22 protein-coding genes and 2 pseudogenes are annotated in these 23,262 nt (G+C 71.5%); 14 read left to right on the top strand and 10 right to left on the bottom strand.

Annotation, left to right across the window (positions count from 1 at the left end):
- The first annotated feature begins 132 nt into the window (after positions 1-132).
- Positions 133-861, top strand: a complete 729-nt coding sequence (locus ACIQTP_RS35560; RefSeq protein WP_403407738.1) for a class I SAM-dependent methyltransferase — start codon at positions 133-135, stop codon at positions 859-861.
- 68 nt (positions 862-929) lie between these two features.
- On the opposite strand, the gene ACIQTP_RS35555 is transcribed toward ACIQTP_RS35560, so the two are convergent.
- The 4 genes from ACIQTP_RS35555 to ACIQTP_RS35540 all read right to left on the bottom strand — a co-directional run bounded on the left by ACIQTP_RS35555 (position 930) and on the right by ACIQTP_RS35540 (position 4,248).
- The gene (locus tag ACIQTP_RS35555) at positions 930-1,562 is read right to left on the bottom strand and encodes a hypothetical protein (protein ID WP_403407736.1); all 633 of its coding nucleotides are present in this window, start codon (positions 1,560-1,562) and stop codon (positions 930-932) included.
- A 130-nt stretch (positions 1,563-1,692) separates the two neighbouring features.
- Complete coding sequence (locus tag ACIQTP_RS35550; RefSeq protein WP_403407734.1) at positions 1,693-3,606, bottom strand: hypothetical protein; 1,914 nt, start codon at positions 3,604-3,606, stop codon at positions 1,693-1,695.
- An 80-nt stretch (positions 3,607-3,686) separates the two neighbouring features.
- On the bottom strand, positions 3,687-3,905 hold the full coding sequence (locus ACIQTP_RS35545) for a hypothetical protein (protein ID WP_054230284.1): 219 nt from the start codon (positions 3,903-3,905) through the stop codon (positions 3,687-3,689).
- 127 nt (positions 3,906-4,032) lie between these two features.
- Positions 4,033-4,248: a hypothetical protein gene (locus tag ACIQTP_RS35540; protein WP_254649600.1), complete on the bottom strand. Its 216-nt coding sequence runs from the start codon at positions 4,246-4,248 to the stop codon at positions 4,033-4,035.
- Positions 4,249-4,478: 230 nt separating this feature from the next.
- Between ACIQTP_RS35540 and ACIQTP_RS35535 the strand changes: the two genes are divergently transcribed.
- The 9 genes and pseudogenes from ACIQTP_RS35535 (at position 4,479) to ACIQTP_RS35495 (ending at position 14,031) form a co-directional block, all read left to right on the top strand.
- Positions 4,479-4,874 carry a helix-turn-helix domain-containing protein gene (locus tag ACIQTP_RS35535; RefSeq protein WP_402045280.1) on the top strand — a complete coding sequence of 132 codons (396 nt, stop codon included), beginning with the start codon at positions 4,479-4,481 and terminating at the stop codon, positions 4,872-4,874.
- Between the two features lie 562 nt (positions 4,875-5,436).
- The gene (locus ACIQTP_RS35530) at positions 5,437-5,688 is read left to right on the top strand and encodes a hypothetical protein (RefSeq protein WP_225900559.1); all 252 of its coding nucleotides are present in this window, start codon (positions 5,437-5,439) and stop codon (positions 5,686-5,688) included.
- Between the two features lie 8 nt (positions 5,689-5,696).
- Positions 5,697-5,951 (top strand): annotated as a pseudogene (locus ACIQTP_RS35525) (SAM-dependent methyltransferase); the annotation flags it as partial.
- Between the two features lie 239 nt (positions 5,952-6,190).
- The gene (locus tag ACIQTP_RS35520) at positions 6,191-7,024 is read left to right on the top strand and encodes a M55 family metallopeptidase (protein WP_403407731.1); all 834 of its coding nucleotides are present in this window, start codon (positions 6,191-6,193) and stop codon (positions 7,022-7,024) included.
- Between the two features lie 10 nt (positions 7,025-7,034).
- The gene (locus tag ACIQTP_RS35515; protein ID WP_403407775.1) at positions 7,035-8,381 is read left to right on the top strand and encodes a M20/M25/M40 family metallo-hydrolase; all 1,347 of its coding nucleotides are present in this window, start codon (positions 7,035-7,037) and stop codon (positions 8,379-8,381) included.
- Between the two features lie 10 nt (positions 8,382-8,391).
- Positions 8,392-10,428, top strand: coding sequence for a prolyl oligopeptidase family serine peptidase (locus tag ACIQTP_RS35510; protein WP_403407729.1), 2,037 nt, complete (start codon positions 8,392-8,394; stop codon positions 10,426-10,428).
- Positions 10,425-11,366 (top strand): LD-carboxypeptidase, encoded by a 942-nt coding sequence (locus ACIQTP_RS35505; RefSeq protein ID WP_403407727.1) that lies wholly within the window; start codon positions 10,425-10,427, stop codon positions 11,364-11,366. Before ACIQTP_RS35510 ends, ACIQTP_RS35505 begins: the two co-directional genes overlap by 4 nt.
- Before the next feature lie 26 nt (positions 11,367-11,392).
- The gene (locus ACIQTP_RS35500) at positions 11,393-11,944 is read left to right on the top strand and encodes a GNAT family N-acetyltransferase (RefSeq protein WP_403407725.1); all 552 of its coding nucleotides are present in this window, start codon (positions 11,393-11,395) and stop codon (positions 11,942-11,944) included.
- A 113-nt stretch (positions 11,945-12,057) separates the two neighbouring features.
- Positions 12,058-14,031 carry a DUF5107 domain-containing protein gene (locus tag ACIQTP_RS35495; protein WP_403407723.1) on the top strand — a complete coding sequence of 658 codons (1,974 nt, stop codon included), beginning with the start codon at positions 12,058-12,060 and terminating at the stop codon, positions 14,029-14,031.
- Between the two features lie 114 nt (positions 14,032-14,145).
- On the opposite strand, the gene ACIQTP_RS35490 is transcribed toward ACIQTP_RS35495, so the two are convergent.
- Positions 14,146-14,502 (bottom strand): VOC family protein, encoded by a 357-nt coding sequence (locus tag ACIQTP_RS35490; protein WP_402045263.1) that lies wholly within the window; start codon positions 14,500-14,502, stop codon positions 14,146-14,148.
- A 180-nt stretch (positions 14,503-14,682) separates the two neighbouring features.
- Here ACIQTP_RS35490 and ACIQTP_RS35485 point away from each other — a divergent pair, with 180 nt between their 5' ends.
- Both ACIQTP_RS35485 and ACIQTP_RS35480 read left to right on the top strand, forming a co-directional pair.
- On the top strand, positions 14,683-16,026 hold the full coding sequence (locus tag ACIQTP_RS35485; RefSeq protein WP_403407721.1) for an NAD(P)/FAD-dependent oxidoreductase: 1,344 nt from the start codon (positions 14,683-14,685) through the stop codon (positions 16,024-16,026).
- A 17-nt stretch (positions 16,027-16,043) separates the two neighbouring features.
- Positions 16,044-17,891 (top strand): transketolase, encoded by a 1,848-nt coding sequence (locus ACIQTP_RS35480; RefSeq protein WP_403407773.1) that lies wholly within the window; start codon positions 16,044-16,046, stop codon positions 17,889-17,891.
- Between the two features lie 173 nt (positions 17,892-18,064).
- Here ACIQTP_RS35480 and ACIQTP_RS35475 read toward each other — a convergent pair whose 3' ends face one another.
- The 3 genes and pseudogenes from ACIQTP_RS35475 to ACIQTP_RS35465 form a co-directional block, all read right to left on the bottom strand.
- Positions 18,065-18,235 carry a hydrophobic protein gene (locus tag ACIQTP_RS35475; protein ID WP_402045255.1) on the bottom strand — a complete coding sequence of 57 codons (171 nt, stop codon included), beginning with the start codon at positions 18,233-18,235 and terminating at the stop codon, positions 18,065-18,067.
- 42 nt (positions 18,236-18,277) lie between these two features.
- A complete protein-coding gene (locus ACIQTP_RS35470; protein WP_403407719.1) occupies positions 18,278-19,099 on the bottom strand; it encodes a class I SAM-dependent methyltransferase in 822 nt (273 codons plus the stop codon).
- Between the two features lie 143 nt (positions 19,100-19,242).
- Positions 19,243-19,830: pseudogene (locus ACIQTP_RS35465) on the bottom strand (phosphatase PAP2 family protein); the annotation flags it as partial.
- A gap of 157 nt (positions 19,831-19,987) precedes the next feature.
- On the opposite strand from ACIQTP_RS35465, the gene ACIQTP_RS35460 reads away from it, so the two are divergent.
- Both ACIQTP_RS35460 and ACIQTP_RS35455 read left to right on the top strand, forming a co-directional pair.
- Entirely contained in the window at positions 19,988-21,607 is a 1,620-nt protein-coding gene (locus ACIQTP_RS35460; RefSeq protein WP_402045249.1) for an ABC-F family ATP-binding cassette domain-containing protein, read from the top strand.
- A gap of 194 nt (positions 21,608-21,801) precedes the next feature.
- Positions 21,802-22,038 (top strand): DUF6158 family protein, encoded by a 237-nt coding sequence (locus ACIQTP_RS35455; RefSeq protein ID WP_168497440.1) that lies wholly within the window; start codon positions 21,802-21,804, stop codon positions 22,036-22,038.
- 157 nt (positions 22,039-22,195) lie between these two features.
- On the opposite strand, the gene ACIQTP_RS35450 is transcribed toward ACIQTP_RS35455, so the two are convergent.
- The gene (locus tag ACIQTP_RS35450; RefSeq protein WP_403407716.1) at positions 22,196-22,738 is read right to left on the bottom strand and encodes a type 1 glutamine amidotransferase domain-containing protein; all 543 of its coding nucleotides are present in this window, start codon (positions 22,736-22,738) and stop codon (positions 22,196-22,198) included.
- A gap of 58 nt (positions 22,739-22,796) precedes the next feature.
- Positions 22,797-23,183, bottom strand: coding sequence for a DUF2795 domain-containing protein (locus ACIQTP_RS35445; RefSeq protein ID WP_403407714.1), 387 nt, complete (start codon positions 23,181-23,183; stop codon positions 22,797-22,799).
- Between the last annotated feature and the right edge of the window lie 79 nt (positions 23,184-23,262).

Genomic DNA, 23,262 nt, shown 5'->3' with positions numbered 1-23,262 from the left:
GCGTACCGGCGTACATGGATCGAAATGAACCGTGCGGGAATGCGCCGCACGCTTGTCGACGCGCGCCCGGCGCGATAGACCGATTCCGCCCGCCATCCTCGGCGGGCCGCGGTGGCGACCTGGGGAGCGGGCATGAGCGTGACACATCGGTACAGGGAGGCCTGGGAGGGCTTCTGGCGCGAGGCCCCCGACGAGCAGGGAGCCGTCTTCTGGGACGCGGACCCCGCACTGACCGCGGGCGTCCACCTCGCCCTCTTCGAGCCGTACCTGTCGGCTCACGATCTGCCGGTCGTGGACCTGGGCTGCGGCAACGGCACCCAGACCCGCTACCTGGCCGACCGCTTCCGGCATGTGGTCGGCGCCGACCTCTCGGCCGCCGCTCTCGAGCACGCCCGCCTCGCCGATCCGGCGGCCCAGGCGACGTACCGGCTGCTCGACGCGGCCGAGAAGACCGAGGCGCAGACCCTGCACGCGGAGCTGGGCGACGCCAACGTCTATATGCGGGGCGTGCTCCACCAGTGCGAGCCGGACGACCGCCAGTCGCTGGTGGACGCCCTCGCCACCCTGGTGGGGGAGCGTGGCCGCGCCTTTCTCGTCGAACTCTCCGAAGCCGCCCGGCCGGTCCTGATGGGCCTGGCCCGCAGTTCCGACGGACCGCCGCCCAAGCTGGCCCCCATCTTCCGGCACGGCATCGCGCCGGGTGAGGTGTCCGACGACGCGGTCCCCGACTACCTCCGCGCGGCGGGCCTGACCGTCCTCGCGAGCGGTGAACTCCCGCTCGTGACCACCGAGTTCACGCCCGAGGGCGCGCGGATCGAGCTGCCGTCGAAGTGGCTGGTGGCAGGGCGCACGGCCGGCTGAGCCGGGCGCACGGGTACGGCGTCACCTGCCGGTCGGTGACGCCGTACCCCTTCATGGTGGCCGTTGGGTCAGTGGCCGGGCCAGCCGTCCAGGTGACGGTGGACCGCGACGGCGGGCGCGTCCGGGGCCTTCGGTGCGCCCGCCACCGCGTCGTGCAGGATGCCGGCGACCTCCGCGGCCAGCGAGTCGGCCTGCGCCTTGAGGTCGGCGGCCGGGATCTTGGACCGGGTCAGGTCGTCCAGCCTGCGGTGGATGTCGGCGAGCTTGTGCTGCGCGGTCGCGTCCAGGGTGAACGGACGGGCGGTGGACACCACGAACTGGTAGGCGCCGGCGAGAGTTTGGCAGCCGTCGCAGTGCTCGTTGGCCGCGTCGCTGAGGTTCACCGCGTTCAGGTGGGTGTTCTGGCCCGCCAGCGTGACGATCTGGAAGGACAGCGCGACCGACCGGCAGTGCGCGTCGACCGAGCAGCCGACGGAGACCGCGCGTGCCTGGTTGCGTACCCCCACCGCCTTCGCCGTGCCGAGCTGCCGCACGGTGAAGGAGTCCTTGACCTGGGTCGGATGCGCCCGGTCGGCGTGACTGAAGGTGTGGTCCTCCGCGACGGCGTGGCGGGCGACGGAGCCCGCCGCGGCGGTGGCGGCCTGGGCCGGGACCGCCGCGGCGATGCCGGCCGCGCCGGCCGCGAACAGGCCTACGCGCATGGCTCGTTGGGAGAGGCTCCGGCCGGCTGGGCGAGGCTTCCGGTGCGTGTTCGGATGGGTACTCACATGGGTCTCCTGCGTTCGTGGTTCGGCGGGACGACGGCCACCGGGCGGTGATCGCCGAGGGCGGTCACGGGGTGGCCGGGCTCGGTGCGCCGGTCGCGCTGACGGATTCGGTCGGCGTCGGCGGATCCGTCGAGGGCGCCGGTGCGGACGACGAGACGGACGGCGACGGGCCGGGCGGCTCGGACGGACCCGCGGGCGGACCGGCCGAGACGGAAACCCTCGTGCCCGGACCGCCGGCCGGTGTGGTCGGCTTCTTGGACGGGGAGGCGCCGGGTGACGTGGACGCGCTGGCGTCCGCGCTGGGCGAGGCCGACGCGCTCGGCGCGGTGGCGGCCGTGGAGCCGGGGGACGCGGCGCCGGACGGCAGGGCCGCCGAGGTGTCGGACGGGGATGTGTGCGGCCGGGGCGCGGTCGCGGGCCGGGCGGGCGGCTCGGCCGTGGACACGCCGGGCTGGAGGATCGGCGCGATCGGCGGACGCTTCGGCAGCGGCTCGGGTGTCACACCGGACACCCACGCGTAGCTCAGCGAGCCGAGGCCCAGCAGGGCCAGCGCGCACAGTGCCACCCGCAGCCGGGGCTTGTCCGCCGTCGACCGCTTCGCGGCGCGGAAGACCCGGCCGCCCATTTTGAGCGACAGATAGACCACACCGGCCATCGGGCACAGCAGCATGAAGCAGCCGATCACGCCCATCAGGGCCGCGGCGACCTGACCGCCCGCGAAGGCGTCCCCGGTTCCCACGACCTGGTCGGTGAGCGAGCGGACCATCGTCGCGACGATCCGCGGCAGGTTCCACAGCGCGTAGCCGAGCTCGCCGATCAGCAGCGGCACCATGGTGAGGACCCAGGTGGTGATGATGGTCCGGGACGACTTCTTGAGCCCGACGACCTCGGCACGCGCCGCCTTGCCGCGCCGGCCCGGCACCGTGCTGAGCAGAATCGGTTTGATCTTGCCGTAGAGGTCCGGGACGCCGGCCAGGTCGCCCAGGATGTAGTAGCCGTCCAGCCGGACGGCCGGCATCAGCTGCTCCAGGATCTCGAAGTGCCCGAGATAGACCGTGGCCAGGAAGAACTGCTGTCCGGTGGCGAAGTACGCGCCCGCCATCCCGAGCATGAAGACGACGTTGAAGTACACCCCGCCCAGGTCGGTACGGAGCCGTCCGGCCCGGCCGATCCGGTAGATGTCCGTCACGTCGGTGTACATGGACGGCCAGATGAGGAAGAGCCCGCAGCCGATGCAGCCCGGCCGTGCGCCCCCGTATCTGCACGCCGAGGCGTGGCCGAACTCGTGGAAGACCAGCGAGGCCACGGTGAGCGCGAACACCACGAGCATCAGGACCGGCTGGTCGAGGACCTGGAGCACGGGTTCCACCGCGCCGAAGAAGCCGAACAGCCAGACGTCCATGGCCACGGCCGCGGCGAGCATCAGCACGACCACCGTGGGGCGGTGCAGCCAGGCCAGCGAGCGGGCGATCCGGCCCGACCTGCGCTCGTTGAAGATGATCCGGTGCCCCTTGAGGGCGAGGAGCAGGTCGGAGCGCGGCGCCGAGACCTCGTCCTCCTCCTTGCCCTCCGGCACGGTGACGCCGAGCGGGTCGAGTTTCTCCTCGACCAGGAAACGCACGTTGTCGGAGCTGAGCTCGCGGCCGTAGCGCGCGCTGACCCGGTGCGAGATGGTCTCGATGTCGTTCACGCCGTCGATCGCGGAGGCGACCAGGTACAGCAGCCGTGACAGCTGCACGACCTGGCCGTCTCCGCGGCGCGCGATGTACTTCGGCTCGGTGAAGCCCGAACCCTGGTACTCCCCGTGCAGTTTGAGCCCGGAGCTCAGCCGAGGCACGGGCAGCACCTCGACGCCGGCGCCGACAACCGGCAGGCTTCCCGTGGCGAACTGCTCGTAGGTGACCGGAATTCCCCCCGGTCCCGGCACCGGCGACCCGGTGTCGTACAGCAACGCGGGCCCGTCCCCCAGTGCGGTCATTTCTGGTCCTTCCCCCCCAAGGGCGGACCGCGCCCGCCCCCGGGCGCGGTCCGCCGAACAGCCGTTGCGCGTGGCGGGTGTTACTGCGTGACGTTGATCGCCTGGTTGGCGCTGGACTCGGCCACCGACCAGCTGGAGTGGTCGTTCAGGGCGGCCGACTCGTTGTGGGCGCTGATGTTGGCGACGTGCTTGGTCACGTTGGTGGTGCGGCCGAAGCTGAACTTCAGGCGGCCGAGGGCCTCGCGGCCGGGGAGCAGCTCGGCGGACTCGGACTGCAGCTCGTTCATGTCCATGCTCATGGGATGTCCTTTCGGGACGTGGTTCGTTGATGCGGGTGTGGTGATGGCACAGCGGCGGATGCGGGCGAGCATCCGGTGACGCGGAGGCGGGCGAGCCTCCGATGCCGACTACTGGTGGAGATGCCGACTACTGGTGGACGTTGATGGCCTGCGAGGCGCCCGACGACGCGTCCGACCAGCTGGAGTGGTCGTTCAGGGCCGCCGACTGGTTGGAGGCGTCGATGTTGGCGACGTGCTTGGTCACGTTGACGGTCTTGCCGAAGCTGAACTTCAGCCGACCGAGGGCCTCGCGACCCGGCAGCAGCTCGGCGGTCTCGGTGTCGAGTTCACGGTTGTCCATCATGATCAATTCCCCCTCAGGGATGGGCATTTCCGATCGGACAGAGGCTGGTTCCCCCCAAACTCTGTCCAATCTGGTCGGACGTGCTGTCCAACGAGATTGGACAGTAGTAGCCCTGGAGCTCGCCGCGCAAGCGGTTCGGGGAAAGACTTCTGGGGCCGGAGCGAAGCCCCCCGTAGAATCGATCCCGCTTGGAAGAGTTCCGCCCGGCGGCGAGCAGGAAGTGACCATCGGTGGCCAACGCACTGCAGCAGATCATCAGAGATCGCCTCGACCGCGAAGGCTGGTCCTACGGCGAGGTGGCACGTCGAGGCGGTATTCCGCGCTCCACCGTCCACCACTTGGCCACGGCCGAGCGGGTGGTGCGCATGCCCCAGCCCAGCACGCTGGAGGGGCTGTCCAAGGGGCTTGGACTGTCGTTGGACACCGTGCGGCGGGCCGCCGCGGAGGCGTGCGGGATCCATGTCTACGCGGCCGACGCCCCACCCGCCGGTGGCACGCCCGGCGCGCCCGCCGACCCCGAGGTCGACCTGCTCATCGCCAGCGTCCAGCAACTCTCGGCCGACGACCGCCGCCATGTCGCCGCCCTGGTCGAGTCCTTGCTGGGCCGCGACGCGCGACGCGGATAGTGCCGCGGCAGGCAACGTTCGCCGACGGGGCGAACGTTGCCTGTTGGGGCACTGGGTCCTGCCGGGGTGCGCCGTCGGGGGTGGCCCCCGGCGGGCGCTGGCCGGCACCGGCCGGCAGGAGCCGTCCTCACCGGGGCGCGCGGAGGGTGGCGGCGCTCGTGCACGCGGGGGCGGACCGGTCTCCGTCGGCGTGTGCCCGCGTCTACGGGGGTGGCCCGCATTCGGGTGATGGGGGGCGGTGTGGCGCCGTAGGGGCGGGTGGACCTGGGCGGCGGTGGTGTTCCGGGGGTCTGCGTCGGATGTCGGAGCCCCTCGTCAAGGGCTCGTTGACCTCGGTCCGGTCCGTACGGTTGCCCCGGCGGAGGCGCCCCGGAGGCTTTGGCCCGGTCAAGGGCCGTACGGCGAAGACGCCCGTCCGAGTGCTCCGGTTCCGCTTCCCGGGGTTCCCGGTAAAAGAATCCAGAACGGCCGAAACACCCAAGATCCGCAGCTAGTCTCTCATTCTGCTCGGGGCACGTGAGCCGCACGACCCCTGTGTCACCCAGGGGGACATGTGCTGTTCGTGCACGGAGGACCCACCACGGCAGTGGTGCGGGGCAGTACGGGAGAGTCCGTCGTCCTCCTCTCCGGTGAGCTGCCCGACATACTGACCGAGGGCGCACTCACCGAACTCCTCGACCTCGCCGCGGCCGTCCTCGACGAGGAGGAGCTGAAACTCTTCCGGCGTTGCCTGGACGCCCTCGTCCGGGGCGAGGGCGGCACACCGCGCCGCATCGAACTCGACGGTGTCGTGCTGACCGTTTACGAGGACTGATCCGGACAGGACCTAGCCCGCTGATCCGCGCCGTGGCCCGGGCCGGCCGCGACTTCCTGGGCCGCGCGGTCCGCTTCCTGGCCGAGGAGCGCGGGATACGGCAGTTCCCGGACGCCGGCACCGGACTGCCGGCCCTGGACAACACCCACGACCTCGCCCGGCGGACCGCCCCCGAGTCGCGGATCGTGTACGTCGACAACAACCCCGTGGTGCTCGCCCACGCCCGCGCGCTGCCGACCGGTACACCCGAGGACGCCACCGACCGACGCCGACCTCGGCGGCGAGGGCAACGTCGCGGCCATGAGGTGCCGGAACGAGAACGTGACCCGCTGATCACCGCCCGTGGCCGCGCCCAGATCACCGCCTTCCTCGCCTGACGGGGGCCGGTCACGGCCGGTCACGGTAGTGACCTCCGCGAACGGCCTCCTGGCCCGGCCGTGCGGCGCCACGTAACGTGACACGACATGGAGACAGCCGCTGACCTGTGCCGGAAGGGTGTGTCGTGAAGATCCTCATCAGCGCCGACATGGAGGGCGCCACCGGGGTGACCTGGCCCGCCGACGTGTTGCCGGGGACGCCGCAGTGGGAGCGCTGCCGGCCGATGTTCACCTCGGACGTCAACGCCGCCGTCCTCGGCTTCTTCGACGGCGGCGCCGACGAGGTGCTGATCAACGAGGCGCACTGGTCCATGCGCAATCTGTTGCTGGAGCAGCTCGACGACCGGGCCGAGATGATCACCGGACGCCACAAGACGCTGTCCATGGTGGAGGGCGTCCAGCACGGAGACGTCGACGGGATCGCGTTCATCGGCTATCACACGGGCGCCGGCACGGAGGGCGTCCTCGCCCACACCTACCTCCCCAACTCGATCACCGGAGTGTGGGTGAACGACGTACGGGCCAGCGAGGGACTGCTCAACTCCCATGTCGTGGCCGAGTTCGGGGTACCCGTCGTGCTCGTCACCGGCGACGACCTGACCTGCGAGGACGCGCTGGGCTACGCGCCGGAGGCACTCAAGGTCGCCGTCAAGGACCATGTGTCGCGGTACGCGGCGGTCTGCCGCACGCCGGCCAGGACAGCCGCCGACATCCGGGCCGCGGCCAAGGAGGCGGCAGCCCTGGCAGTGCGTCAGGAACCGCTGGTGGGAGACCCGTTCACGGTGGCGCTCGAATTCGACGCCGAACACCTGTCGATGGCGGCCACCGTCGTGCCTGGCGTGCGGCGCGTCGGTGAGCGCAAGGTGGTGTACACCAGCGACACCATGTACGAGGGGATTCGCACCTTCAAGGCGGTCACCACGATCGTCTCGGCCGCGGTGGAGGAGCAGTATGGCTGACCAGAGGACCATGAACGAGCGGGCTGCGCAAGAGCGGGCCACCGACGAACGGGCCGTGGACGAGCGGGCGTTGGACGAGGTCGTACGGTTCACCTCCGACCTCATCCGCGTCGACACCACCAACCGGGGCGGCGGCGACTGCCAGGAGCGCCCCGCCGCCGAGTACGCCGCCGCGCGCCTCGCCGAAGCGGGCCTCGAACCCACACTGCTGGAGCGCACCAAGGGCCGTACGAACGTCGTCGCCCGTCTCGAAGGCACCGACCCGTCCGCCGACGCGCTGCTCGTCCACGGTCACCTCGACGTGGTACCCGCGCAGGCCGACGACTGGAGCGTGCACCCGTTCTCCGGGGAGATCCGCGACGGGGTTGTGTGGGGGCGCGGCGCGGTAGACATGAAGAACATGGACGCGATGATCCTTGCGGTCGTACGCCTGTGGGCCCGCCTCGGCGTCAGGCCCCGGCGCGACCTGGTGATCGCGTTCACGGCCGACGAGGAGGCGAGCGCGGAGGACGGCTCCGGGTTCCTCGCCGACCTGCATCCGGGGCTGTTCGAGGGCTGTACCGAGGGCATCAGCGAGTCCGGTGCGTTCACCTTCCACGACGGCGCGGGCCGCGAGCTGTACCCGATCGCGGCGGGGGAGCGCGGCACCGGCTGGCTCAAACTCACCGCGCACGGGCGGGCGGGCCACGGCTCCAAGGTGAACCGGGCGAACGCGGTGACCCGGCTGGCCGCGGCGATCGCCCGGATCGGCGCGTACGAGTGGCCCCTCAGGCTCACCCCGACCGTCAGCGCCGCCCTCACCGAACTCGCCACGCTGTACGGCATCGACGCCGACCTGGACGACGTCGAAGGGCTCCTCGACAAGCTCGGGCCCGCCGCCGCGCTCGTCGAGGCGACCGTCCGGGGCAGCGCCAACCCGACCATGCTCAGCGCCGGTTACAAGATCAACGTGATTCCGGGGGAGGCCGTCGCCCACGTGGACGGCCGCTTTCTTCCGGGCGGCGAGGAGGAGTTCCGCACGACCCTCGACCGGCTCACCGGACCGGACGTGGAGTGGGAGTTCCACCACCGCGAGGTGGCCCTCCAGTCGCCGGTGGACTCGCCGACGTACGCCAAGATGCGTGCCGCCGTCGAGGAGTTCGCGCCGGAGGGACACGTGGTGCCGTACTGCATGTCGGGCGGTACGGACGCCAAGCAGTTCTCGCGCCTCGGCATCACCGGCTACGGCTTCGCCCCGCTCAAGCTCCCCGAGGGCTTCGACTATCAGGCCCTCTTCCACGGAGTGGACGAACGCGTTCCCGTCGAGGCGCTGCACTTCGGCGTCCGCGTCCTCGACCGCTTCCTGCGCACGGCCTAGAGAGGACAGGATGCAGAACCTGGCGTACGGATCGTGGCCCTCGCCCATCGACGCGGCGCTCGCCGCCGCGCACGACGGGCATCCCGAGTTCGTCGGCTTCGTCGGCGACGAGGCGTGGTGGACCGAACCCCGGCCCACGGAGGGCGGACGGCGCACGCTCGTACGCCGACAGGCCGACGGCACCCAGGAGCCGGTGCTGCCGGCCCCCTGGAACGTGCGCAGCCGGGTCATCGAGTACGGCGGACAGCCGTGGGCCGGCGAGATGCGCCCCGAGGGCCCGTTCGTGGTGTTCGTGAACTTCGCCGACCAGCGACTCTACGCCTACGAGCCCGATGCCCCGGACGCGCGGCCCCGCCCGTTGACCCCCCTGTCCCCGGTGGGCGGCGGACTGCGCTGGGTGGACCCGCGGTTGCGCCCCGAGCTGGGCGAAGTGTGGTGCGTGCTGGAGGAGTTCACCGGGGACGGACCCACCGACGTACGCCGGGTCGTGGCCGCGGTGCCGCTCGACGGGTCGGCGGCGCAGGACCGCGACGCGGTGCGCGAACTCACCGACGGCAGCCACCGGTTCGTCACGGGGCCCCGGCTCTCGCCCGACGGCGGGCAGGCGGCCTGGCTCGCCTGGGACCACCCGCGCATGCCCTGGGACGGCACCGAACTGATCCTCGCCGACGTCACCGAGCAGGGCATCCTGCACGGCGCGCGGGCCGTCGCGGGCGGACCGGAGGAGTCGATCGCCCAGGCGGACTGGACCTCCGACGGCACCCTCCTGTACGCCAGTGACCGCACCGGCTGGTGGAACCTGTACCGGCTCGGGGAGGACACGCCCGTCTGCCCCCGGGAGGAGGAGTTCGGCGGCCCGCTGTGGAAGATCGGGTACCGCTGGTTCGCGCCGCTGGAGAGCGGGCTCGTCGCCGTCGTGCACGGCCGGGGCGCCACCGCCCTCGGGATACTCGACCCGGAGACCGGCGAGGTCGTCGACGCGGCCGGCCCCTGGACCGAGTTCACCCCGACACTCGCGGTCCACGGCAGCCGCATCGTGGGCGTCGCCGCCAGCCCCCGCAGCGCGTACGAGGTCGTCGAACTCGACGCCCGCACCGGCCGCGCCAGGGTGATCGGCGCCGGCCACGCCGACCCGGTGGACCCCGCGCACTACCCGGAGCCGCAGATCCGCACCTTCACCGGCCCCGCCGGGCGCGAGGTCCACGCCCACATCTACCCGCCGCACCACCCCGACCACGTGGCACCCGGCGACGAACTGCCGCCCTACGTCGTGTGGGCGCACGGCGGACCCACCGGCCGCGCGCCCCTCGTTCTCGACCTGGAGATCGCCTACTTCACCTCGCGCGGCATCGGCGTCGCCGAGGTCAACTACGGCGGATCGGCGGGGCACGGGCGGGAGTACCGCAACCGGCTGCGCGAGCAGTGGGGCGTCGTCGACGTCGAGGACTGCGCGGCCGTCGCGCTCGCCCTCGCCGAGGAGGGCACCGCCGACCGGCACCGGCTCGCCATCCGCGGCGGCAGCGCGGGCGGCTGGACCACCGCGGCCTCCCTGACCAGCACCGACGTCTACGCCTGCGGCACGATCCTGTATCCCGTCCTCGACCTCGGCGAATGGGGCTCGGGGGAGACCCACGACTTCGAGTCGCAGTACCTGGAGACGCTGATCGGGCCGATCGCCGAAGTGCCGGCCCGGTACGTGGAACGCTCGCCCACCGAGCGCGCCGACCGCATCACCGCGCCCTTCCTGATCCTGCAGGGCCTGGACGACGTCATCTGTCCGCCCGCGCAGTGCGAACGGTTCCTCGCCAGGCTGGCCCGGTCGACCGGGCGACGCGTACCGCACGCCTACCTCACCTTCGAGGGTGAGGGACACGGATTCCGGCGGGCCGACACCATGGTGCGGGCCCTGGAGTCCGAACTCTCCCTGTACGCACAGGTCTTCGGCCTGCGTCCGCCCGGCATCCCCACCCTGCGCCTCACCGCCCAAGAAGAGCCCGTCACAGCGCCGACGGGATCCGTCCCACCGATCGTGGAGTCCACCCAGTGAAAGCCCTGACCCGTCCCGCACGTCTCGCCCCCGGGGCCCGAGTCGCCGTCGTCGCGCCCAGCGGGCCCGTGGTCGAGGAGCGGCTGGCGGCAGGCCTCGACATCCTGCGCGGCTGGGACCTCGACCCCGTCGTGGCACCACATGTCCTGGACCGGCACCCCGAGTTCACCTACCTCGCGGGCACCGACGCCGACCGGGCCGCCGACTTCCAGGCCGCCTGGTGCGACCCGGACGTGGCCGCGGTGCTCTGCGCCAGGGGCGGCTACGGCGTCCAGCGCATGGTCGACCTCCTCGACTGGGACGCGATACGGGCCGCGGGACCCAAGGTGTTGCTCGGCTTCAGCGACATCACGGCACTGCACGAGGCATTCGCCGGCCGGGCGGGGCTGGCGACGCTGCACGGGCCGATGGTCGCCGCCGTCGACTTCATCAAGAACGCGCGGACACAGGAACATCTGCGGGCGACGCTCTTCGAACCGGAGACGGTACGGGTGATCGAGTCCGGCGGGGGAGCGGCACCGCTCGTGCCGGGCCGCGCCTCGGGTGTCCTCCTCGGTGGATGCCTGAGCATGCTCGCCGCCGACCTGGGCACACCGCACGGCCGGACCTCCGCCCGCGGCGGCCTGCTCTGCCTGGAGGACGTGGGTGAGGAGACGTACCGCCTGGACCGGGCGCTCACCCAACTCCTGAGGGCCGGCTGGCTGGACGGGGTCGCCGGGATCCTGCTCGGCTCCTGGGCGCAATGCTCGCCGTACGAGCGCGTGCGGACGTTGCTCACCGACCGGCTCGGCGGCCTCGGGGTGCCGGTCGTCGAGGAGTTCGGATTCGGACATGGCGAGGGCGCGTTGACGATTCCCTTCGGGGTACGGGCCGAGCTCGACGCGGACGCGGGGACCCTGACGCTGGAGGAGCCGGCGCTCGCCCAGAACCTGTCGTGAAGGCCGTCGTCGCGTACTGTGTCGGGATGCCTGAGAACGCCTCCGTCCATCTTGCCGAGGGCCCCCGCGTGGGCATCCGGCACTTCACCCTCGAGGACGGTGCCGAGTTCACCGCACGGGCCCGGGAGAGCAAGGCACTGCACCAGCCCTGGCTCTTCCCGCCCCGCAGCGTCGACGCCTACGCCGCCTACGCGGGGCGGCTCATCGAGGACCGTACGAAGGCCGGGTTCCTGGTCTGCGAACGGGACAACGGGGCCATCGCGGGCTTCATCAACATCAACAACATCGTCGAGGGCGGATTCCTGTGCGGGGCGCTGGGCTACGGCGTCTTCGCACACGCCACCGGGCGCGGGCTGATGGCCGAGGGGCTCGGGCTCGTGGTCCGATACGCCTTCGGGGCGATGGGGCTGCACCGGCTGGAGATCAACGTCCAGCCCCGGAACGCGGCCTCGATCGCCCTCGCCCGGCGCTGCGGATTCCGGCTTGAGGGGTTCTCGCCGGACTTCATCTACATCGACGGGGCGTGGCGCGACCACGAGCGATGGGCGATCACCTCGGAGATGCTCACTTCGACCTGAACCTCCCCCCCGAGTCGAGCCTCCCTTCGCACACCGGCGTCGTCGCCTTTGCGGAATCCTGACCGGATCCTGACGAGCGGACACCCTGGTCAGGTGGTCGATGTCCCTGTTCCATGGTCATCGTGACGACGATCCGACGTGACGTACTGACCCTGCCGGTAGCGGAGTTGGGCCCGGACAACCCGCTGCCGCCCCTGCGGCCGCTCGACGAGACACACCGCGTCGACGACCGCGAAAGCGCCGACCTGCCGCGCGACATGGCCCGGCAGATCCGCTACGAGCCGCTGCGCAGCGTGCTGCCCGAGCGCGTCCGGGACGGATACGACAGACGGCGCGAGCCGCGCGGGATCGACACGATCGTGATCGAGAACGACCGGCTGCGGGCGGTGGTGCTGCCGGGCTACGGCGGCCGGGTGGCCTCGCTGTTCCACAAGCCCTCACAGCGCGAACTCCTCTACCGCAACCCGGTGGTGCAGCCCGCCTGCTTCGCCCTCAACGGAGCCTGGTTCTCCGGCGGCATCGAGTGGAACATCGGCGCGACCGGCCACACCACCCTGTCCTGCGCCCCCGTGCACGCCGCCCGTGTCCCCGCCCCCGACGGCGGCGAGATGCTCCGCCTGTGGGAGTGGGAGCGGCTGCGCGACCTGCCCTTCCAGGTCGACCTGTGGCTCCCGGACGGCTCCGACTTCCTCCACGTCGGCGTCCGTGTCCGCAATCCGCACGAGAAGCCGGCGCCCCTGTACTGGTGGTCCAACATCGCCGTCCCCGAGGAACGCCGGGTACTCGCCCCCGCGGACGAGGCCTGGCACTTCGGGTACGAGCGGCGGCTGCGGAGGGAGCCGGTACCGGAGTACGAGGGGGTGGACCGCACGTATCCGCCGCGCAGCGTCTTCCCCGCCGACTACTTCTACGAGATGCCCGACGGGCAGCGCCGCTGGATCGCCGCGCTCGACGACGCGGGCGACGGGCTCGTGCAGACGTCCACCGACGTGCTGCGCGGGCGCAAGCTGTTCGTCTGGGGCTCCGGTCCGGGCGGACGGCGCTGGCAGGAGTGGCTCACCGAACCCGGCACCGGCGGCTACTGCGAGATCCAGGCCGGGCTCGCCCGCACCCAGCTGGAACATGTCCGGCTGGAGGCGGAGAGCGAGGTGTCCTGGCTGGAGGCGTACGGGCCGCTGGCGACGGATGCGGGGGCGGTGCACGGGCCGGACTGGGCGCTCGCGCGGGCGGAGACGGAACGCCGGCTGTCGGAGGTCCTCCCCCGCGGGGACGTCGACGCGGCGTACGAGGAGTGGCTGCCGTGCGCCGACACCGAACCCGGTGAGGTGCTGGCCGTCGGGTCCGGCTGGGGTGCGCTCGAAGTGCTCCGCGCCTCCTACAAGCTGCCCGGGACGCCGTTCGAGGAGTCCACGCTGGGGGAGGCGCAGGCGCCCTGGGCGAGGCTCCTGCGGACCGGTGCCTTCCCGGAGCCGCGGCGGGTCGGGCCACCCGGTGAGAGCCTGGTCGCTCCGCACTGGCGGGACATGCTGGAGACCGCGCCCGCCAAACCGCTCACCGAGTACCACCTCGGCGTCGCGCAGTGGCATGCCGGGGACCTGGCACAGGCCGTGCGCAGCTGGGAGCGGGCGCTCGAACTCGCCCCCTCGCTCTGGCCGTTGCTGCGGTGTCTGGCCGTCGCCGACCAGGAGGCCGGCAACCGGGAGCGGGCCGCCGACCGGTACGCCGAGGCCTTCGACGATCTGTGTCAGGAGCGGCGTGACGACGGTCCGGCCTGGACCGCGGCCACGGCCGCGCTCGGGCGGGAGGCGGTGGGGGCGCTGCTCGCGGTGCGGCGTACCGGGGAGGCGCGGCGGGTCTGGGATCGACTGCGGCCCGTCACGCGGGCGCGCGGCCGGTTCCGGCTGCTGGAGGTGGAGCTGCTCCTCGCGGAGGGGGACCGGGACGGGGCGCGGGCTGTCTTCGACGAGGCGTTCGAGGTCGCCGACCTGCGGGAGGGGGCGGAGACCATCACCGCCCTGTGGACCCGCCTGACGGACGAGCCGCTCCCGCCCCACTACGACTTCCGCATGCGCCCGCCCTCCAACTAGCCTTTCCTCGCCCCCCGACGGGCTGAAAGATGAGCGCCGGCGCTCTCAAGGGGCGCGGGGAACCGCGCGATCAGCCCCCGCCGGGCCGCACCGGGGCGATTCAGGGCGGGGTGGTCACAGTGATGTGGCTCCGCGGTCGACGTACTCGTATACGACGCCGTCCGGATGCATGGCGATCAGATTGCGCCCGGCCGGCGTCCCCACCGGTCCCGCCAGAATCCGCGCGCCCAGCTCACTGAGCACCCGATGCGCGTCCTCGACGTCCTTGACGGCGATGGTCGCGGAGACCTTCCGCAGGATCTCCAGATCGGCCTCGGGTCCGCTCATGAGCAGGAAACAGCCCACCGCCGCCACCGACACACCGCCGCGCTCGAACCGCAGGGCCCGCCCACCCGCGAGTCTTTCGTAGAAGGGGACCGAAGCCTCCAGGTCGTCGACGCAGATCCTTAACGTGGCTCCCAGAATCTCCATGCGGACGAGCTTAGTTGGGCACGCCGGAGGACGAGATCGTTTCGGACGTCTCCTCCGGACGGCCGAATGACCTCCCGTGGCGAGGAGGAAACACCGGAGCCCTCCGGGTTTGGGCGCCCCGACCGCGGGGACGCGGAAAGCCCCGTACGAGGTACGAGCGACATCGCCGGAGGCGAAACCGTGAGTCGACCCCGCATCGTGATCGTCGGTGCCGGCTTCGCCGGGTACCGAACCGCCCGCACGCTGGCGCGGCTGACCCGGCACAAGGCCGACATCACCCTTCTCAACCCGACCGACTACTTTCTGTATCTGCCCCTGCTGCCCCAGGTGGCCGCCGGAGTCCTGGAGCCACGCCGTGTCACCATCTCGCTCCCCGGCACCCTGCCCCACGTACGCCTGGTGCTCGGCGAGGCCGACGGCATCGACCTCGACGCACGCACCGTGCACTACACGGATCCCGAGAGCGAGCCGGGCACCCTGACGTACGATCGTCTCGTGCTGGCCGTCGGCGGCGTGAACAAGCTGCTGCCCGTGCCCGGTGTCGCCGAGTACGCGCACGGCTTCCGCGGACTGCCCGAGGCGCTGTACCTCCGGGACCACGTGACCCGGCAGGTGGAACTGGCAGCCGCGTCCGACGACCCGAAGAGCGGTGCCGCGCGGTGCACGTTCGTGGTGGTCGGCGCCGGGTACACGGGGACCGAGGTCGCGGCCCAGGGACAGCTGTTCACCGACGCGCTGGTACGCAGGCAACCGCTGCGGGAGGGCGTGCGGCCGCGCTGGATGCTGCTCGACGTCGCGCCGCGCGTCCTGCCCGAGCTCGACGAGCGGCTCTCCCGCAGCGCCGACCGCGTCCTGCGACGACGTGGCGTCGACGTGCGCACGGGGACCTCGGTCGAGGAGGCGACCCCGAGCGGCGTCCGCCTCAGCGACGGGGAGTTGGTCGACACGCGGACGCTGGTGTGGTGTGTCGGCGTACGGCCCGATCCGTTCGTCGAGGCGCTCGGGCAGCCCCTGGAACGGGGGCGGCTGCTCGTCGACCCGTATCTCCAGGTGCCGGGCCGTCCCGAGGTGTTCGCGTGCGGCGACGCCGCCGCCGTACCGGATCTCGAGCGGCCCGGCCAGTACACGCCGATGACTGCGCAGCACGCCTGGCGGCACGGGAGGGTCGCGGGGCGCAATGTCGCCGCCTCGCTCGGTATCGGGAGCCGACGTGCCTACCGCCACCGCGACCTGGGCTTCACCGTCGACCTCGGGGGTGCGCAGGCCGCCGCCAACCCCCTGGGCATCCCGCTGTCCGGCCCCCTCGCCGGGGCCGTCACCCGCGGCTACCACCTCGCCGCGATGCCCGGCAACCGCGTCCGCGTCGCGGCCGACTGGCTGCTGAACGCCGTACTGCCGCGCCAGGCCGTGCAGTTGGGCCTGGTCCGCTCGTGGTCGGTGCCGTTGGACACCGCCTCGCCGGAACTGGCACGGGTGGCCGGTGCGCCCGGCGACTTCGCGAGCCGTCCGGAAGGAGAGTCATGAACACCACCGTGAACGCCATGGAAACCCGTCAACTCAAGGAACTGGCACAGCAGTTGCGTGTCGACAGCGTGCGCGCCGCCGCCGCCGCGGGATCCGGGCACCCCACGTCCTCGATGTCGGCGGCCGACCTGATGGCGGTCCTGCTGGCCAAGCACCTGCGCTACGACTTCGAGCGCCCCCAGCATCACGGCAATGACCGTTTCATCCTCTCCAAGGGCCATGCCTCACCCCTCCTGTACGCCGCGTACAGGGCGGCCGGGGCCATCAGCGAGGCCGAACTGCTCACCTTCCGCAAGCTAGGCAGCCGGCTCGAAGGGCATCCGACACCCCGGCGGCTTCCGTGGGTCGAGACCGCCACCGGCTCGCTCGGCCAGGGGCTGCCCGTGGGGGTCGGCGTCGCACTGGCCGGCAAACGGCTCGACCGCACCGGCTACCGGGTGTGGGTGCTGTGCGGCGACAGCGAACTCGCCGAGGGATCCGTCTGGGAGGGCGCCGAGCACGCCGGATACGAGCACCTCGACAACCTCGTCGCGATCATCGACGTCAACCGGCTGGGCCAGCGCGGCCCGACCCGGCACGGTCACGACCTCGACGCGTACGCGCGCCGGTTCCAGGCCTTCGGCTGGCACACCGTGGAGATCGACGGACACGATGTCGACGCCATCGACCGCGCGTACGCCGAGGCCGAGTCCACCAAGGGGCAGCCGACCGTGATCATCGCCCGCACGCTCAAGGGCAAGGGTGTCGAGTCCGTCCAGGACCGCGAGGGCCTGCACGGCAAACCGCTGCCGGATGCCGAGGAGGCGATCGCCGAACTCGGTGGAGTGCGCAACCTGCACGTTGAAGTCCAACAGCCGCCCCCGGCAAGGGTGTTGCATGCCGTCCGCTCCGGCCACCTCGAACTGCCCCGCTACGACATCGGGGACAAGGCCGCCACCCGCGACGCCTACGGACAGGCGCTCGCCGCGCTCGGCACCGCCCGTGGTGACGTCGTCGCCCTGGACGGCGAGGTGAGCGACTCCACCCGCACCGAGCTCTTCGCCAAGGAACACCCCGACCGCTTTTTCGAGTGCTACATCGCCGAGCAGCAACTGGTCGCGTCTGCCGTCGGCATGGCCGCGCGCGACTGGGTGCCATACGCCACCACGTTCGCGGCGTTCCTCACCCGGGCCCACGACTTCATCCGGATGGCAGCGATCAGCGGCTCCGGCATCAACCTCGTCGGCTCGCACGCGGGCGTCTCGATCGGCCAGGACGGCCCCTCGCAGATGGCCCTGGAGGATCTGGCGATGTTCCGGGCGCTGTACGGCACCACCGTGCTCTACCCGTGCGACGCGAACCAGACGGCCAAGCTCGTCGCCACGATGGCGGACCGCGAGGGCATCCGCTATCTGCGCACCTCACGCGGCGACACCCCCGTGATCTACAGCCCCACCGAGGAGTTCCCCGTCGGCGGCAGCAAGGTACTGCGCGCCAGTGACGAGGACCGGCTGACGCTCGTCGCCGCGGGCGTCACCCTTCACGAGGCGCTGGCCGCCGCCGAGTCGCTCGACCGCGAGGGCATCCAGGTCAGGGTCATCGACCTCTACTCGGTCAAGCCCGTCGACCGCCGCACCCTGCGCGAGGCCGCCGAACAGACCGGCTGCCTCGTCACCGTCGAGGACCACCGTGAGGAGGGCGGCATCGGCGACGCGATCCTCGACGCCTTCCTCGACGGCCGCCCGGTGCCGCGCCTGGTCCGCCTCGCCGTCCGTACGATGCCGGGTTCGGCGACCCCCGCCGAGCAACTGCACGCCGCCGGCATCGACGCGGAGTCGATCGCGGCGGCGGCGCGGCTGCTGGTGGAGACGGCGATCGTGCGCTGAGCCGCACCGGCTGGATCCGCCGCACCCGCTGGATCCGATGCCGAATTTGAATTGGGCCTGTGGAATGGCCGCCTGTGAAATGCGGCTTGTCAAACGTCCGCGTGAAATGCCTGCGGCCCGAGGCCTTGTCAAGGCCTCGGGCCGACTCCGGAAACAGCTTTACGGGAATGGCTTCACCAGCGATACCAGCGGCCCCTGCTCCCCGAGGCGCTCGTTCCGCGCACCAGGAATCCCAGCAGCCACAGGACAATGACCACCAGCGCTACCCACCAGAGCAGCTTGATCGCGAATCCGGCGCCGAAGAGAAGCAGGGCCAGCAGTAGTACCAGAAGAATGGGAACCATAATGTGTACCTCCTGCCGTCCGTGTTTCCCGAAGCAGGCGGATCACGCTCCCTTTCGGCAGAGAATTTCTCCGTGCAGGACGGAGAACCAGCCGTCCTCCTGCCGCGTCCACTCCCGCCACGCCTCCGAAACCGCCCGCAGTCGCGCGGGGGTCGCGTGTCCGCCCTCCGTGGCGCGCTCCGCGTACACCGAGGCCTGCGTACGATCGGCCCACAGCCCGCCCCACCACTCCCGCTCGTCGTCGGTGGCGAAGGTCCAGGTGTCCGACGTCGCCGTGATGTCCTTGATGCCGGCCGCCAGTGCCCACGACTTGAGACGGCGGCCGGCCGCCGGTTCGCCCCCGTTGGCCCGGGCGACGCGCAGGTACAGGTCCTGCCAGTCGGTCAGGCCCGGCACCTCGGGATACCAGGCCATCGCCGAGTAGTCCGCGTCGCGGGCGGCGACGAAACCGCCCGGCTTGGTGACCCGGTACATCTCGCGCAGCGCCTGCACCGGGTCGCCCACGTGCTGCAGCACCTGGTGGGCGTGGACCACGCAGAAGGTGTCGTCCGGGAAGTCCAGGGCGTGCACGTCCGCGACCCCGAACTCGACGTTGTCCAGACCGCGTTCGGCGGCCACGGCGCGGGCTTGGTCCAGGATTCCGGGGGCGTGGTCGACGGCGGTGACGTGGCCTTCGGGGACCAGTTCCGCCAGGTCGGCGGTGATGGTGCCCGGGCCGCAGCCGATGTCCAGGATCTTCATGTGGGGCTTCAGCGAGTCGAGCAGGTAGGCGGCCGAGTTGGCGGCCGTGCGCCAGGTGTGCGAACGCAGTACGGACTCGTGGTGGCCGTGTGTGTAGACGGCGGTCTCCTGCGACTTCGACATGACCGTTTCCCCTTCGCGTCGTCTCGTCGGTTGCGCATCACCGTACGCCCGCATGTCGCATGGTGAGACCCACGTCTTGCCATATGGACGAGTCGAGTGTTGAGGCCTGAGTGTTGACGGTGGTGAGGGGTCCGGACGAGTCACGGTCGGTGGCGTGCGAGAAGGCCACGTACGGCGTACGCGGCTGCCGTGCCCAGCGCCGCGCCCGCGAGGACGTCGCTCGGGAAGTGGGCGCCGGTGTAGACGCGGGACAGGGCCACGGCGGTGGCGAGCGGTACCACCGCGGCGCCCCAGCCGTGCGACTCCAGTGCCACGCCCGTGGCGAAGGCGGCGGCCGACGCGGAGTGGCCCGAGGGGAACGAGGTGGTGATCGGCTGTCGCTTGAGCTGGCGGGCCAGCGGGACCGGGGCGAGGGGTGGGCGGGGGCGGCGCACCGAGCGCTTGCCCACGGTGTTGATCGTGGCGGAGGCGAGGGTGAGGGAGGCGAGGCCGGTGGCGGCGGCTCGGCGGGCGTGGGGGGTGCGGGTCGCTGCGAGTGCCGCGGCCGTGGCGAACCACAGCAGGCCGTGGTTCGCGCTGCGGCTCAGTTTGGGCAGGAGGGGGTCGCAGCCCGGCCAGTGGCGGGACGCGATGGCCTCGAAGAGGCGGGAGTCCGCTGCGAGGAAGTGGTTTCGGAGGGTGCGGTGGTTCGAGGGGCGGGTCGTGAGGTCGATATCCGGGATGACGGTCATGAGATCCCCGTACCCGCCGAATCACCGTTTCCTCGTCCTCAAGCGCCGGACGGGAACCTATCCGGGGGACTGGGGGCGGAGCCCCAGGCCGGGGCGTGGGAGCTCGTAGGGGATATGCGTTTGCTCCGTGGGGCGGGGGGCCGCAGAATGCCTGCCCATGGGACATCTCGAAGCCGCACATCTTGAGTACTACCTTCCCGACGGGAGGGCGCTGCTCGGCGATGTGTCGTTTCGGGTGGGGGAAGGGGCCGTCGTCGCGCTGGTGGGCCCCAACGGAGCGGGCAAGACCACGCTGCTTCGGCTGATCTCGGGGGAGCTGAAGCCGCACGGGGGCACCGTCACCGTGACCGGCGGTCTGGGCGTGATGCGGCAGTTCGTGGGGTCTGTGAGAGACGACACGACCGTGCGGGATCTGCTCGTCTCCGTGGCGCCGCCCCGCATACAGGAGGCCGCCAAGGCCGTCGACGCGGCCGAGCACGCGATGATGACCGTGGACGACGAGGCCGCCCAGCTCCGCTACGCGCAGGCACTCTCCGACTGGGCCGAGGTACGCGGATACGAGTCCGAGACGCTCTGGGACATGTGCACGATGGCCGCGCTCGGCGTCCCGTACGAGAAGGCGCAGTGGCGACTGGTGCGCACCCTCTCCGGAGGAGAGCAGAAGCGGCTGGTGCTGGAGGCCCTGCTGCGCGGCACCGACGAGGTACTGCTCCTCGACGAGCCGGACAACTACCTCGACGTACCGGGCAAGCGCTGGCTGGAGGAGCGGCTCAAGGAGACCCGCAAGACCGTTCTCTTCGTCTCCCACGACCGGGAGCTGCTGGCCCGCGCCGCCGAGAAGATCGTCAGCGTCGAGCCGAGCCCCACCGGCGCCGACGCATGGGTGCACGGCGGCGGCTTCGCGACGTACCACGAGGCGCGACAGGAGCGGTTCGCCCGGTTCGAGGAGCTGCGCAGGCGCTGGGACGAGAAGCACGCCCAGTTGAAGAAGCTCGTGCTGAATCTGCGGCAGGCGGCCTCCATCAGCCATGAGCTGGCGTCCCGGTACGCGGCGGCGCAGACCCGGCTGCGGAAGTTCGAGGAGGCCGGCCCGCCGCCGGAGCCGCCGCGCGAGCAGGACATCAAGATGCGTCTGCACGGCGGGCGTACCGGCGTACGGGCCATCACCTGCAAGGGACTTGAGCTCACCGGGCTGATGAACCCGTTCGACCTGGAGGTCTTCTACGGCGAGCGGGTCGCCGTGCTCGGTTCCAACGGCTCAGGCAAGTCGCACTTCCTGCGCCTGCTCGCCGGCGACACCGTCGCGCACACGGGCGAGTGGAAGCTCGGGGCGCGCGTCGTGCCCGGACACTTCGCCCAGACGCACGCCCACCCGGAGCTCCAGGGCCGCCCCCTTCTCGACATCCTGTGGAGCGAGCACTCCCAGGACCGGGGCGCCGCCATGTCCCGGCTGCGCCGCTACGAGCTGACCGCCCAGGCCGAGCAGCGCTTCGAGAAGCTCTCCGGCGGCCAACAGGCACGCTTCCAGATCCTGCTGCTGGAGCTGGAGGGTTCCACGGCCCTGCTGCTGGACGAGCCCACCGACAACCTCGACCTGGAGTCGGCCGAGGCACTCCAGGAGGGACTGGAGGCGTACGAGGGGACGGTGCTCGCGGTCACCCACGACCGCTGGTTCGCACGCTCCTTCGACCGCTATCTGGTCTTCGGCTCGGACGGCAGGATCCGGGAGACGGCGGAGCCGGTGTGGGACGAGCGGCGCGTGGAGCGGGCCCGGTAGGACTCGGGCCGGTAGGACCCCGGCCCGGTCGTCCGGTGCTTCCCGGAGGACCGGGGGCCCGGAAGTTCGTAGAGTGGAGGGAGGACGGCGAGATCCACGGCTCCTCCCGGACGCCGCTCGGGCGCCGCGCACGGCAGCGCCTGCCCGGCGGGTACCCGGACCGCGCCGCAGGACACGACGAGCGGGGTACCACCATGACCGGAGTCGACCCTGACCGGCTGGACGACCAGCAGCTGATGAAAGAGCTGGAGACGATCCACCGCACCCGCCACGACACACTGCTGCACGGTTCGAACGACGCCCTGCGGACCCACAACATGCGCATGGCGCAGTTGGAGGGCGAGTACCTGCGCCGCCATCCGCGCCGTCCCGTCGCCGCGGGCCGTACACGCGACGGGGCCCGGGAGCGGGGTCTCGCGGCGGAGTGCTGAACGACGGACCGAAGTCGGGTCGAACTCGCCCGGCCCGCACGCCCGTTGCGGCCCGCACCCGTCGCCCTCGGTTCCCGCTGTCGCCGGTGAACCGAGGCGCGCCGGATGGTGCCGCATCCCGCGAGGGCGGTCGCTTCGTCATGCGGCCTGCGCTCCGTCAGGCGGCCTGCCGGGCGAATGCCTCCAGGAACGCCTCGTCGAACGCCTTGAGGTCGCCCGGCTTGCGGCTGGTGATCAGGGTGTTGGGTCCCTGCTCGCACACCTGCACCTGCCGGTCGACCCAGGTGCCGCCCGCGTTGCGGATGTCGGTGCGCAGACTCGGCCAGGACGTGAGGACCCGGCCCGAGACCACGTCCGCCTCAACGAGCACCCAGGGGGCGTGACAGATCGCGGCGACCGGACGGCCGCCCTCGAAGAACGAGCGGACGACCGCCACGGCCCGTTCGTCGAGGCGCAGCGCGTCAGGGTTGGCCACACCGCCCGGCAGCACGAGGCCGTCGAAGGACTCGGCCGACACATCGGTGACCACCTCGTCGACAGGGAACGTGTCCGCCTTGTCGAGGTGATGGAAGGCCTGGATCCGGCCGGGCTTCGTCGACACGAGGACGGGCTCGCCGCCCGCGTCCAGTACCGCCTGCCAGGGATCGGTCAGCTCGACCTGCTCGACGCCCTCGGGCGCCACCAGGAACGCGATACGCATGATTCCTCCGTTTCCTTTCCCAGCCCCCGAGTGGTGGTGCACAGCGCCTGGGCGCGGTTCATCGCGTCCGGCGGGCGTGTACGACGGATTCGGCCAGCTCGTGCACCGTGGCGTAGCGCGCCTTGTGCGGGCGCCGCTCCACGGCCTCGACCAGGGGGCCGGGCGCGTGTTTGTCGCGCAGGGTGTCGGCCAGGTCGCGGGGACCCGCGGGGAAGGCGCTACGGCTCAGGAACCGGGCCAGTTCCAGGCGCACCGTCTCGATGGAGTCGGGCGCGCGGTTCGGTGCCACGGGGCCGCGCGCGATCTCCGGGTCGTCGTCGGCAGTCGGCTCCGGGTCGTGCCACTCCTCGGTCCGGGTGGGGTGACCCGACCTGAGCAGGCCCCGCAGTTCGTGTTTCATCTCTTCGTCCCGGTGGACGCTCAGCCGGTCGCTGCCTCGCTGCATGACTCCCTCCAAGGGTCGGGGATGGTGATCGCGTACCCATGGACCCGGGGTCGACACGTCCGTGGGAAAACGGCACGAC

It is taken from the genome of Streptomyces sp. NPDC090798, assembly GCF_044768965.1.
Lineage (GTDB): Bacteria > Actinomycetota > Actinomycetes > Streptomycetales > Streptomycetaceae > Streptomyces.
This window is presented reverse-complemented; position numbering and strand designations above follow the sequence as displayed.